This is a genomic window from Ignatzschineria rhizosphaerae (assembly GCF_022655595.1).
Classification (GTDB): domain Bacteria; phylum Pseudomonadota; class Gammaproteobacteria; order Cardiobacteriales; family Wohlfahrtiimonadaceae; genus Ignatzschineria; species Ignatzschineria rhizosphaerae.
The window spans coordinates 1,208,398-1,221,857 of record NZ_CP093379.1 but is presented as its reverse complement, the minus strand read 5'-3'; the positions used below and the strand labels follow the sequence as shown (position 1 = coordinate 1,221,857).

Sequence of the window (13,460 nt, the reverse complement as noted above, 5' to 3'; positions counted from 1 at the left end):
ATTTTAAGAAACACTATTTTAAAATATTAAGGGTACAGATTGTGTATCAAATTAGCTTGCATGATGCCGGATAGAACTATTCCTGCGCTTCTTCTAACCGATGCGCCGGCAATCTGATTCAGTCACTTTTAAGCCGATTTCACTATAAATTTGATGAATCTAGATGGCGATGATTAACTTGCTGGCAGGCAATTGCTATAAGCATGCCAGCATTCGATAGGGCTGCTAGTCCGCCTTAAAAAATATAAACTTTATATTTAATTAATACGCTTATTACCGACAATTGCCGGCATTCAAGTTATAATTGCCGGCATAAAGATTTAACCTTGAATATTGGATGACGTTTATGAAAATCAATCACTCTGAAATCACTTCTGCTGCTAATCCCAAGATTAAAGCTATTAAAAAGCTGGAGCAGAAACGTCAAAGAGATCGAGAGAGTCGTTTTGTGATTGAAGGCTTTCATCTTGTAGAAGAAGCGATTAAACATCATGCAGATATTGAAGTAATTCTCCATTTAGAAAATGCAGATCAAACGCAACTTGCCGGCATTGAAAGCTTACTGAAGCAAAATGCAGGAAATCTTTCTAGTGATATTGAGATGATCTCGATTACGGAGAGTATTTTAACAACGCTTTCCCAAACGCCGGCGCCGCAAGGCATTATGGCAGTTTTAAAACAGCCAGAGCAATCATTAGAGGATTTGCTTGAACCTTCGCAAATAACCGCTTTAGCAAAACTTGCAACTAATAGACCATTACCACATTTACTGCTTCTTGATAATGTACAAGATCCCGGAAATGTCGGAACAATGATTCGTACGGCAGAAGCGGCAGGCTTTAAGGCGGTTATTTTAGGTGAAGGATCGGCAGATCTATATAACGATAAAACAATAAGGGCAACGCAAGGCGCGTTATTCCAGTTACCCATTATTCGGGGAAATTTAGAAGTCTTATTGCCGGCAATTCACGCCGCAAATTATGAATCTTGGGTGACAACATTAGAGCAAGCCACTTTTTATCATGAATTAAGTAAGCCGCAAAAATGCGCGTTAATCATGGGTAATGAAGGGCAAGGCGTAGATCTTGAACTTCAAAAGTTTGCAACAACTAAAGTCAAAATTCCGATGCTAGGACAATCTGAATCTTTAAATGTGGGCATTGCTGCCGGCATTTTGATGTATGATTTGATGAAAAAGTAGCGAGCCTTATCTTTTTGAGATTTTAAATGGTCGATTTTGATGGTTTTGTTTTAGGGCTGAGCATGCAATGTCTTTGCTCTTTTAGTGTTTTAAGCACAATATAAGATTTCACATTACCAACTAAGTTGCTAGAGAGTAGCTTTTCAGAGATAAAATCTGAAAGATGTTCTAAGCTTTCAGAAACGACTTTTAAAATAAAATCCGCATCACCGCTTAAGGTAAAAGCATCATGAATGCGCTCTTCTCGTGCGATTAACTCCTGAAATGCCAGTTGTGATTTTGCATCATGGGTATGAAGGTTCACATGGATCATTGCTGTGACTTTTAAATCTAAGGCACGTTGGTTGATTCTGGCATTATAACCAAGGATTATCCCCTCTTTTTCTAAGATCTGCCGGCGTCTTGATGTTTGCGAGGCAGAAAGCCCAATGAGATCCCCAATTTCTTGATTGGTAAGACGAGCATCTTTTTGTAATGTATTAATAATCTTTAAATCAAACGCATCCATTGCATAAAACCTCTCTCTATACACAGATCATGCATTTTATAGGGAAATAGATATCCATTATGCACGAAGTAAACTTAAGAAATGGGATAACCTAGTTATAGAGTACAAGAGAGTGAAACACAAGCAAATAACAATCACTCCGAAAATAATCATCACTGGGGGAATCGCTGTATGACTATCGAAATTGGGAAGTATCTAAACTATCGCCTAGCAGAAATGGGGGTAGCGCATGTTTTTGGAGTGGCGGGGGATTTTAATCTCTCATATTTGGAACAGATTATTGCTGATGAGCAATTGCAATTTATCGGCAATTGTAATGAGTTAAATGGCGCTTATGCGGCAGATGGCTATGCTAGAAGTAATGGTTTTTCAGCCTTAGTGACCACTTATGGGGTCGGAGATTTAAGTGCTATTAATGGCGTTGCCGGTGCTTATGCGGAGAATGTGCCGGTGATTCATATCTCAGGTATTCCGCCGCTTCATGCGGTTAATCGTGGTGAGCTTATTCATCACACGTTAGTCGATGGTAATTATCAAAATATTATGAATTGTATGCGAGAATTTACCGTCGCCCAAACTCGCTTAACGCCTGAAAATGCAGGGTTAGAAATTGATCGGGTATTAAAAGCCTGTTTTTTAACTCGTAAGCCTGTCTATATTCAGCTCCCCTCTGATATTACTCATTTAAAGATTAAGGCGCCAAAACATCCTTTAGATCTGAGTTATCCAATAGGGGATCCTGATGTGATGCAAGAGAGTGTTAAAGTTCTGTCTGCTTTAATTTCAAAAGCAAAAAGCCCAGTATTACTCATTGATAATGAAGCCCATATATTTTCAGTAACAGATATATTGATGCAGTTATCGAAAACTCATCATATTCCTTATGTCTGTTTATCGACTGCTAAAAATATTATGGATGAATCAAGCCCTTTTTATGCAGGTGTTTATAGCGGCGCAGTAGGAGATTCAAAGGTAAGGGAATTAGTAGAAGGCTCTGATTGCTTAATTGGTATTGGGGTAAGATTTTCTGATGCTGCGACAGGTTTTTTTACGCATGATATTTCTCTTAAAAATTATCTCTCGATTGCGCAATACGATATTAATACTCCTCAAAAAAACTTTCCAGGACTGGATATGACGGCTTTTTTAACAGCACTTAATACCGCAATTGTCCGAGAGAAGGATAAATCATCCATCTTACCTAGTTATCTGCCGAGAACGGAAGATCATCAACAAGAACTCACCACAAATGAGGCCTTAACCCATCATCAGTTATGGGGGCAAATAGCCTCTTTTTTAAAAGAGGGAGATGTGATTCTTGGCGAAGTTGGTGCCTCTAATTCAGGTTTATCAGGCATCTTGCTTCCAAAAGGTGCAAGCTATCTCTCTCAGCCACTTTGGGGATCAATCGGTTATACCTTGCCGGCACTTTTAGGGAGCATGTTTGCAGCGCCAACGAAGCGCCATCTACTCTTTATTGGTGATGGCTCCTTACAGCTAACGGTGCAAGAGCTTTCTACGATTATTCGCCATGGGTTAAAACCGATTATTTTTATTCTGAATAATGGTGGCTATACGATTGAGCGATTAATCCTTGGTGAAAAATCACTCTATAACGATATCCAAAATTGGAAATACCAAGAAATAGCCCCAGTATTTAATGGCTCTGATGGTTATCAGAGTTTTCAAGTAAAGACAGGGGCTGAGCTTAATGCAACGCTAGATGCCATTCAAGATAATGAGGTCCTAACCGTTATAGAGTTAATGCTCGATCCAATGGATGCGCCAGAAAGTTTGAAGGTTTTTGGTGAAGTGGTGGGGCGTTATGATTATGGGGATAAGATTTTTGAAGCGCTTGTGTAAATTCAGGCTAAAAGATAAAAGTATAAACTCACTCCAACCCGTTTAATAAAAATGCCGGCATAATTAGATGCCGGTATTTTTATATAAAAATACTAATTATTGATATTACTGCTTAATACTTTAGATATTTATGGAATAATCAATCATTATTTTAAGCATTATGGATGGGCTTTAATATTACTTTATTTTTATAAATGGTTAGGAGTGATATCGTTATATGAGAAAGCAATTTAATATCGCAATCGTGTTAGTTTTGGTCTGTATAGGCTCTTCATTTGCCTTTGCAAATTCTAGTAAGATAGAGCAGGTTTTCTCTTACGATATGATAGGTATGGATGTTACCTATTTAGAGAGTATTATTGGTATTGCTAGAAAAACAGATACAGATTATCAAACTAAGGATTATCTTGTTGATGGCTGTCACTTAAAAGTGGGGTATAACGGCTTATCTATTGAGAGTTTAACGGTTGATTTAACAAATCAGTGCCACTTTAATTTACGAGATATTATTAGTTATAATGCCGTGGTTCCAAGCGATAAGCTCGTATTTGGAATGACAGGACCCGTAACTTATTACGCAGATTGCTTGCTAGGATGCGGCAATGCTTATGATCCGGCTGTTTATGAGTTATACCAAGGACCAAGAGCGGAGAGTTTCCGTGAGTTACTCCTAAGCTCCATCAGTGATAGCTATGAGGCCCGATCAAAATGGACAGATACCATGATTGCAAAAGAGGGCGAAGAATGGGTGATGAATGGCTATTTCAATTGTGATCCTTATAAATATAATAATGTCGCAATCAATGCATTAGAAGGTGAGAAGGTTGACCAGATCACGATTGGTTATAACCTAGAGAGTAGAAAACAGCTAAAGTTTGGTTGTGATGAGATCCAATCATCAACTAACTCAGCAACAAGCCCATTACCAAAGTCTGATCCTAGTGTTAAGGAGATTCCATTTCAAATCGCTTATCAAGAAGCAGATTACACTTACTTTTTAGGCTCACAAGTTGTGGAAGGGGAGATTCTGTATGAGCCTAATGATATGTATGGACGAAGCGTCTTTTTTATCCCAGATCTAGCAAGTAGTCAGCGCCTTGGAATAGATGCAAACACATTCTACTTCTTAAATGATTATAGTGATATGAACGATGAAGAGCTAAAGCAGGCGAATTACTACTTAGATTTTAACATGAACTTTGATGATCCAAAGTTTCAAAACTCTTATTGTACGATTAAAGGTAAGGCAAAATTACAAATTATCGGAATCAGCCATTATCTTCCGCAAGAGTCAGAAACCTATATCTATATGCGTTCATTAAGAAATGTAGAGTCAGGACCTTTCAGAGTGAGTTGTGAGTAATGACTTAAAAAAAAGCCCGTAAATTGCGGGCTTCTTTATTAGATAAATCTTAAAGTGTTAGTACTCAGTATTTGTAAATAAATATGTGATAATAGAAAAGCGAATAGTTTTTAACAGATATTTAATTGAGAGAATGATATGGCGCTAGAAGCTGGTGGTTATGCTGAAAAAATGGGGCATAGATATGAGGCGAATTGGATTGCCTTTCAATTACTACAATTACTAGAAGAAAAAATTAATTGGATAAGGGTTGAACCTATTGGAAATGATGAGCATGGTGTTGATCTTGTTATAGAAAATAATAAAGGAGGGCTAGAGCATCATCAATGTAAAGTAAGTAAAGGAGATAGTGAACATTGGACGTTTGCTCAACTTAATGAGTTAGGGATCCTGAAACATGCCTACTTTCATATTCTAAGAGGGACTACAGAATTTCATGTAGTATCACCATTAACAGGAAATAATATAAACCAATTTTGTGAAAGTGCTCTAAATAGTAATGGTGTTTTAGAAGATTTTGTTCAATCTCAAATAAAGAATAGTAAACAACGTGAAAAGGATTTTGAAAAGCTGTGTTGTTATTTAGATTTAGATAGCACTAAGAATTCAGATATATTGAAAGCGTTAAACTTTTTGAGAAAGCTTAAGATTACTACCTATTCCTTTAATTCATATGATCAAAGTATACTTAGAGATAGAGCTTCAGCGCTATTTTTTGGGGAAGCATCTAACTTAATAAATTTTCTTAAAAATTATCCAGAAGATTTTAATAGACTCAGAAATAAAATAACATTGCCTGAATTGTTACTTGATTTAGAAAAAAGTGGATTTGAGCAAAAGATTATTCCTGATGATAAGCGAGTATCTTCAGTTATAAATGAGCTATCAAGGGATTTTATAGATTCAATAGAGCCCTTTTTGATTTCAAAGACATTAATCCAAAGAGGTGAATTGCAAGAGGTTGTTTCATCAATAAATGGCAAAGCTGTAACTTTGATTAAAGCCGAAGCAGGTATGGGGAAAAGCGCTTTACTCTTAGAGTTACATAATTATTTGCAAGAAAATAATATTATCTCTATTCCAATAAGATTGGATCGTAAACGTCCTGAGAATAATGCGGATGCTTTTGGTGAGTCTTTAGGCTTTTTTTATTCACCAGTTCAGGCTGTAAGTAAATTTGCTAGCCATAGACCTGTAGTTTTTATTTTAGATCAGTTAGATGCAATTAGATGGACTGCTTCACATTCTAACCATGCTTTGGATATTTGTAAGGTGTAGGATTTTATCGCGTTGTTTACAGTATTAGGAGAAAATACTGTTATGAATATCCATCGAAAAACAAAATTAACGCCGTTTCATCGAGAAGAGATTTGGCGATTACATCATCAAGAAAAATTTACCGTAACCTATCTAGCTGAGCGTTTTATGGTAAGCAGACCTACGATCTATAAAGTACTAAAACAAGGTAGATTGAACTTGTTTGTGCCATTAGCTAGTAAAAATGAACGTTATAGAACAATTAAGTATGGCATTAAACGTCTTGCAAAGATTGAAAAATCTATTGAAGAGAAACTTAAAAAGAGGGCTAAACGTTATAACAAAAACTATCCTGGCGAGATGGTCCATGTGGATACTAAACGGCTCCCTCTTTTAAAAGGGGATCTTAAAAATCGCACTAGAGAGTATTTATTTGTAGGAATTGATGATTTTTCAAGAGAACTTTATGCCGGTATTTATCCTGATAAATCACAGTTTAGTGCTGCTGAATTTCTTCGATGGGATCTGTTAGAACAGTGTCCCTATACTGTAGAATGCACCTATTCGGATAATGGTCGTGAGTATAAAGGTACATCAGAACATGCCTTTGTCGAAATGTGTCTAACACATAAGATTAATCAAAAGTTTACAAAGCCAGCTTGCCCTCAAACGAATGGAAAAGCAGAAAGAGTCATTCGAACACTCATGGAAATGTGGCATAATCAGGAAGAGTTTATCAGTTCAGATGATCGGAAAAAGAAGCTAAAACGATTTTTAAACTATTACAACACAGTAAAACCTCATAAGGGTATTAATGGTTTAACGCCTTATGAAGTTTTAGAAAATTATTTTAACACTGAAGTGTAAACAACCCGCCGATTTCTAACATGTAAGGAGCTAGTGCGTCAAATAATATATTTACAAAAAGATGGGAAAAAGATTAGTGTAGTTTTGGCTTCTAGAAGTTTTGATGTGAATGAAGATGTGGCTTTAGCCAGTTGGTTGGATAGTATTGATAAGGACTGTAATAAGGCTATTCAGTTATCTGCATTGGATGATGAGATTGTTAAAAAATCAATAGCTTTATATGAAAATTATTCTGATTTAACGGAGGAGAAAAAAGGTGTATTGAAGATGCCTCTGTGGTTAGGAATTTACCTCTCAATAGCAGAACGTATTAAAGTAGCGCCAAAATTTAATAATAAGTTAGAGTTAATTAAAAAATATTGGGAAGATCGCTTTAACAAGATTACTTTATATAATATTACTGCGAAAAATGCTATTCAGTTTATTGATGAAGTTGTTGCTTTAATGGTAAGTAGAGGGCATCTATCTGTCCCTGAAAACTTAACACCAACAGGGTCGCAAAAATTATTAGAGGCACTTATTTCTATTGGCTTATTTAGTAGACAAAATCAGCAGATTAGTTTTCGTCATCAAGCATTATTTGATTATCAGGTTGGAATGAAGCTTTTTAATGCAGGATTTAGATCATCAAAAGAGTTACTTCTTGAGATCGGTAGTAAAGAAGTGCAGACTTTAACGAATAGAGAACATCTTAGATATGCTCTAAATATGTTATTGGAGAGTGGTCAAAAAGAGTTTTCTGCTTGTGTGGAAGCGATCTTGTTTAACGAGAATATTCGCTATCATTTAAAATATTTAGCTCTTAATGTTATTAGAGAGATTGATTTTTTAAAAGCTCCGATGAAAAAATTGATTGAAAAGATAATTTTAAGTCAGGAATATTTGCAAAAGTTTTTAGTAATAAGTTGTCGAGGCAATGTTGAACTTATTACTTATCTTATTAATAAACATAAAATATCAGAATGGTTAAAAGGCTCAGATGATGAGTTGATAAATATATCTTTAAGCTTATTAAATTCTATTTCAGAAAATGATCCTAGATTAGTAATAAATGAATTAGAGGTATTTATGGGGAAGTCCAAGGAGTGGAATCAACGTATTTATAATACCTTACCTTTTAATATTGAGGATGACCCAGATGAAGTTTTTGAGTTAAGAAAAAAACTAATTAATTTTGGTTGTGAAGTGGGGTATGTTGATTGGGTAGTTTTAACAAAAAATCATCCTTTAAGAACTTGGTATTTCATTGATTTGGTATTAACACAATATAAAGAGGTTTTTAGTAAATTACCAAATAGATACGAGATTAAAGGAATCGAAAGAGTTACGTTAAACGATGATTGGACTGATAAAGATATAGAATCTATTAAAAAATTGGCGTATATTTTTCCTCAAAATATTATCCGATTTCTTTTAGAATATATTCATGAGGCTTTTTCTGAACAAGAAGAAGGTTCATTATCAAGTTGGCTTTATTGGTCTGTCTCAAAATATCCTAATACAAAAGAGAGTATTTTTCGAGGCATCTTAACTCTCATTGATGAGTCAGGAAGAAGCCTAAAAAACTCTAAGGACTTGGTTGATTTACTAGCTCCATACTTGGGATCATCTACATTGATCAATGTGCATGTCATTGCAAATTTACTATTATACCTACCTATTGAACAGTCAGATATAGTTATAAGATGGTTATTATCTAACCCTAATACCCGTTTAATGTGTGGTAATAAATATATAGAGCCAGCTTGGATTCTTTCTGGAAAGCTTATTGCTAAATTCTCTCCACATTGTTCTTTAAAATTATACTCTGAGCTTGAGAGTAAGCTTTATCATTTTTTTCTAAAAGATTTTGAGCAAATTAAAATAGAATTAGAAGCTACGAGATATGGTAGATACTATAATAGATGGGGAGAAGCTCAATATTTCCTATTACCAACGTTAGATAAAAGCCGTGTTTCAATTAAATCTAAAGAATTAATATCTGTATTAAATCGTAAGTTTTCTTCATATAAAAAGACAGATTTCTGTTATTTAAGTAATGGTATAGGTGGTGCAGTTGTTTCGCCCTTACCTTTAGGGAATAAGCTATCAAATAAAAACTGGCGTAAATTAATATTGCAGCCAGATTTAAAATTTAAAAAGCATAGTCTTACTCAAGTAGACAAAGATACGGTTTCAGAAGCGACTATCGAGACATTTTCCCGTGATTTACAATATGCTGTTAGTAATGAGCCAATACGTTTTGCTAATTTTGCATTGTCTTTGCCAAAAAATATTAATAAAGGATATATCAAAGCATTCTTTAATGGTTTGGCAATTTTAGATAATACTAGGGTTCAAGAAGAATATAAGGATAATTGGGAAATTTGCTCTTTTGATTTACTAGAAAAGGTTATTCATCATTTCTATAATTCGGGAACCGAATATGAAGAATCTATAGTTTTATTACTCATGAATAGAGCTAAAGATTGTTCTGAAAAAATGCGAAATATTTTAATAAATCTTGCTAAGAATTCTAAAGATCCTGGATTTAATCAACTTAATGTTTGGGATCCCGAAAAGGGGAGATCAGCAGATAGGGCAGATGTTACTGAGTTAATACAAACTAGTTTTAACTCAGTCAGAGGGCAGGCATATAGAGGGATTTCTAAAGTTTTTTGGGATGATAAAGTCTTTGCTCTTGAGCATTTGTACCTTATTGATGACGCAATAAATGATGAACACCCATCTATTAGAATTACTACTATTGATTTATTATTGCCAGTACTTAATTACGATGAAGAATATGCCCATTCAAAATTTATTGAGTTATGCTATAAAGATCTTCGCTTTGCTTGTAGGCATGGCGCTCATCATTTTTTTAATCAGGGGTTTGAAAGAGAAGAATCTCGGTATATTGATCTAGTTTTAGTCATGTTAGCATCTCCTTATGAAGAGGTCAGAAAAGAAGCTGCGAAGCAAGTTTATGCGCGTTGGTTTTTTTCTGATTTATTTCAAGGTGAAGTAAGTTTAGTCCTTCAAGGAGATAAAGTTTTAAGGAGTGGTTGTGCTTCAGTCGTTTCTCAATTTCTCAGCCAAGATAAATATCATGACAAAATTCATAAAATAGAGCGAGCATATGGAGTATTGATTAATGATTCTGAGTCAGAGATACAAAAAAAGGTAGTAGGATTAAGAAATGACAATTATTGGAAAAAACCTAATTCTGATAGACTTTTTAAGTTGTTTATTGATTCTAAGGCTGTAGAAACTTGTTTATTTGAGCTTTTTTATTATCTTGAAGAAAGCCCTAAGAAACTATCAGAAATTAGCGGATTGATTTTGCAGTTGATTATAAATATAACCCGAAATATAAGTAAAGAAAAAAGTTCTAGGATTTCTGGTTCAAATTTATTTTCAGTTTTACAAAAAATTTATGACGAAGCTACGGAAGATGAAGATAGTGAAACACTTAATATTTGTTTAGATATATGGGATGAGCTATTTAAGTCAGACACATTCACTACTATGTCTATAGTGAGTAAGCTCGATAATGGATTATTGAGTTAACTAAAGTAAGGTTATTATTAATAAGGATAATTCCACCCAAACACCTTAAAGTCGATTTTATCGTTCTTATTAAAAACAACCCCTTCTTTAAGAAGGGCTTTTTTATGGCGCTGATAGGTTTCACCCGTAACGGTGATTTTCCCTTGTCCATTGATAATACGATGACAAGGTAAAATGCTATCACTTGGGATTCCTCGAAGTACCGCGCAAACTTGGCGAACGTAAGTCGGAAGTCCTGCTAAGCGAGCAATCGTACCATAAGTGGTGACCTTTCCTTCAGGAATAGCGGCAATAATGGCGTAGACTTGGTGGGCAAAATCGTCTGTTTGTTCCATCTGTAGTTCCTTTTACTAATCCTTAAGATCTCTAACTTTATTCATGGTATTCATTATCTCATCAAAATCAATGTCATTTAAAAAACAGTATTGAATATATTCTGTTTCAAATTCATTAAATGTCACAATTGATTCATCTTCTAATGTTTGAATTTCTGCTGGCGTAAGTTTAGATCCAACAGGTAGATGGATGAAGCTTGGTGATGCGCAGCTTCCTAAAAAGTCTTGAAACATCTGTAGCTTTTCATCACGCTCTTTATCATTTAACGCATGCTCAATAGTGCGATCAATCATATATTGAGAGTAAGGGGTCATAGCATTGTTCCTTGAGAAAATATCAGTAACATAGAAGCTATAATATAAGTATCGATGTCATTGTTCTATAGAGAGAAGGGACTTTATTTAAATGTGGCATAGATATTACGATGATCTGACCTTTTAAGATTTTAGGGAAAGCTTAATTGCTTAAAGCATTAAGGAAATAACTTACTTGCTTTTAATAATCGCCAGCTCTCTTTATTGAGATTATTAAAGGTGATTGTTTTTCCGATAGCTTCATATTGATTGACAATTTTGCGCAGCGTTTCGATGGCAGACATATCAGCAATTCTTGAATGAGCAAAGTCGATAATGATCTTATCGGGATCCTCTAACGGGGTAAATTTTTCTGAAAAATGGGTACAACTACCGAAAAATAGGGGACCTGAGATTTTATAAGTTTTATAGCCCATCTTATCGATGGTTGTTTCTGCTTGAATTCTTACGGCATTATTCCAAGCGAACATTAAAGAAGCGATAATAACACCAATTAAAACGGCAATTGCGAGGTTATGGGTGATGATGATAATAATGGTCACAATAAATAGTGTTGCAATATCCCCTTTTGGCATTCGTTTGATTAGCCCAAAAGAGACCCATTTAAAGGTGGAAATTGCTACCATCATCATTACCCCAACAAGGGCAGCCATTGGGATCTGCTCGATAAAAGGACCGCCAATGAGAATAATGAGCAAAATTGTCAGCGCTGCAATAATGCCAGAAAGACGGCTTTTAGAACCAGAGTTAAGATTAATTAAGGTTTGTGCCACCATGGCGCATCCGCCCATGCCACCAAAAAAACCATTAGTGATATTGGCAGCGCCTTGAGCGATTGATTCTCTACGAGTATTGCCTTTGGTATTTGTTAGTTCATCAACAATATTCAGAGTGAGTAGGGATTCAATTAATCCAACGCCCGCCATAACAAGGGAAAAAGGTAACACAATCATGAGTGTTTCCCATGTTAAAGGCACATTCGGAATCTGAAAGGAGGGGAGCGAACCACTAACCGAGGCAATATCGATGACTTTTTTAGTCTCAATATTAAAGCCATAAACCACCGCAAATACGACTAAAATCGCGACTAACGATGGCGGAATCGCTTTTGAAATTTTAGGAAAGAGCCAAATAATAAAGATGGTCAATCCCGTTAATCCCGCCATAATATAGAGCGTGGAACCGCTAAGCCATTTCGTAACACCATCGTGATCAAATTGAAATTGTGCCACTTGTGCCATGAAAATAATAACTGCTAAGCCATTTAGAAAACCATACATTACAGGTTGCGGAATAAGGCGGACAAATTGGCTCCACTTAAGTACTCCAACAAGGATCTGAATTATTCCAGCAATAATAATCGCCGCAAATAGATATTGCACGCCATGAAGCGCAGCAAGAGCGATTAAAACCACAACCGTTGCACCAGCACCGCCAGAAACCATTGCCGGTCTTCCACCAAAAATAGCCGTGATTAGTCCCATTAAAAAAGCAGCATAAAGCCCTGTTAGGGGCGTTAATCCTGCAAGAATTGCAAAAGAGAGTGATTCAGGAATCATTGTCATCGCCACGGTTAAGCCAGCGAGGAGTTCATTTTTATAATTAATAGTACGAATTTTTGAATACATGGAAAGCTTTAAAAGAGAGATCAATCGGCACGATAAGCGTGTTGCAGTGCTTCTAAGTAATTTTGAATAAAGACCTCATCAATCACGCCTCGGGGGCGTTTTTCTTCTTGAATAAGGATTTTACTAATCGTTGTTGCGGAGCGTTCCACCATTTTTTGCATGGTCGTGGTAGGATTTTCAAGTAATTCATTTGCCATTAACGAGGTAAAAATATCGCCAGTGCCGCCAAAATGAATGGGTACCATCTTATAGGGGACTTTAAAGTAGTGATTCTCTTGATGACTATAACCAAAGATAAAGAACGCTCCCTCTAAAGCGACACTTGTAATTAAGACTGATTTAGCGCCAAGTTCATGAAGTTCTTGTATCCATTTAAATACTCGCTCTTCGGTGGCGTGATGGTATTCAGATTCCTTACCGAGAATAAGTAAAGCTTCCGTTAAATTAGGAATAATGAGATCGGCAAGGGGAAGCATCGCCCGAACGCCGGCAACTAAATCAGGGGTTAATCCTGAATAAAGCTCTCCTAAATCGCCCATAATGGGATCAGCAATGAAGTGACCCCATAAAGTTG

The 13,460-nt window shown here is 35.7% G+C and carries 11 protein-coding genes; 6 read left to right on the top strand and 5 right to left on the bottom strand.

Annotated elements, in window-relative coordinates:
• Window positions 1-346 precede the first annotated feature (346 nt).
• Entirely contained in the window at window positions 347-1,201 is an 855-nt protein-coding gene (locus MMG00_RS05215) for a TrmH family RNA methyltransferase (protein WP_242152395.1), read from the top strand.
• A gap of 22 nt (window positions 1,202-1,223) precedes the next feature.
• Here the strand turns inward: MMG00_RS05215 and MMG00_RS05210 are convergent, their stop codons facing one another.
• Complete coding sequence (locus tag MMG00_RS05210) at window positions 1,224-1,709, bottom strand: Lrp/AsnC family transcriptional regulator (RefSeq protein ID WP_242152393.1); 486 nt, start codon at window positions 1,707-1,709, stop codon at window positions 1,224-1,226.
• A 171-nt stretch (window positions 1,710-1,880) separates the two neighbouring features.
• Here MMG00_RS05210 and MMG00_RS05205 point away from each other — a divergent pair, with 171 nt between their 5' ends.
• The 5 genes from MMG00_RS05205 (at window position 1,881) to MMG00_RS05185 (ending at window position 10,608) form a co-directional block, all read left to right on the top strand.
• Entirely contained in the window at window positions 1,881-3,572 is a 1,692-nt protein-coding gene (locus MMG00_RS05205) for an alpha-keto acid decarboxylase family protein (RefSeq protein ID WP_242152391.1), read from the top strand.
• 217 nt (window positions 3,573-3,789) lie between these two features.
• The gene (locus tag MMG00_RS05200) at window positions 3,790-4,935 is read left to right on the top strand and encodes a hypothetical protein (protein WP_242152389.1); all 1,146 of its coding nucleotides are present in this window, start codon (window positions 3,790-3,792) and stop codon (window positions 4,933-4,935) included.
• A gap of 138 nt (window positions 4,936-5,073) precedes the next feature.
• Window positions 5,074-6,213, top strand: coding sequence for a hypothetical protein (locus MMG00_RS05195; protein ID WP_242152387.1), 1,140 nt, complete (start codon window positions 5,074-5,076; stop codon window positions 6,211-6,213).
• A 42-nt stretch (window positions 6,214-6,255) separates the two neighbouring features.
• Window positions 6,256-7,059 (top strand): integrase core domain-containing protein, encoded by an 804-nt coding sequence (locus MMG00_RS05190; protein WP_242153261.1) that lies wholly within the window; start codon window positions 6,256-6,258, stop codon window positions 7,057-7,059.
• A 33-nt stretch (window positions 7,060-7,092) separates the two neighbouring features.
• On the top strand, window positions 7,093-10,608 hold the full coding sequence (locus MMG00_RS05185; protein ID WP_242152384.1) for a hypothetical protein: 3,516 nt from the start codon (window positions 7,093-7,095) through the stop codon (window positions 10,606-10,608).
• Between the two features lie 17 nt (window positions 10,609-10,625).
• On the opposite strand, the gene MMG00_RS05180 is transcribed toward MMG00_RS05185, so the two are convergent.
• The 4 genes from MMG00_RS05180 to MMG00_RS05165 all read right to left on the bottom strand — a co-directional run bounded on the left by MMG00_RS05180 (window position 10,626) and on the right by MMG00_RS05165 (window position 13,440).
• The gene (locus MMG00_RS05180; RefSeq protein WP_242152381.1) at window positions 10,626-10,943 is read right to left on the bottom strand and encodes an MGMT family protein; all 318 of its coding nucleotides are present in this window, start codon (window positions 10,941-10,943) and stop codon (window positions 10,626-10,628) included.
• 15 nt (window positions 10,944-10,958) lie between these two features.
• On the bottom strand, window positions 10,959-11,258 hold the full coding sequence (locus tag MMG00_RS05175) for a hypothetical protein (RefSeq protein WP_242152379.1): 300 nt from the start codon (window positions 11,256-11,258) through the stop codon (window positions 10,959-10,961).
• Between the two features lie 158 nt (window positions 11,259-11,416).
• The gene (locus MMG00_RS05170) at window positions 11,417-12,886 is read right to left on the bottom strand and encodes a SulP family inorganic anion transporter (protein WP_242152376.1); all 1,470 of its coding nucleotides are present in this window, start codon (window positions 12,884-12,886) and stop codon (window positions 11,417-11,419) included.
• Window positions 12,887-12,906: 20 nt separating this feature from the next.
• A complete protein-coding gene (locus MMG00_RS05165) occupies window positions 12,907-13,440 on the bottom strand; it encodes a PfkB family carbohydrate kinase (RefSeq protein ID WP_255837806.1) in 534 nt (177 codons plus the stop codon).
• Window positions 13,441-13,460 lie beyond the last annotated feature (20 nt).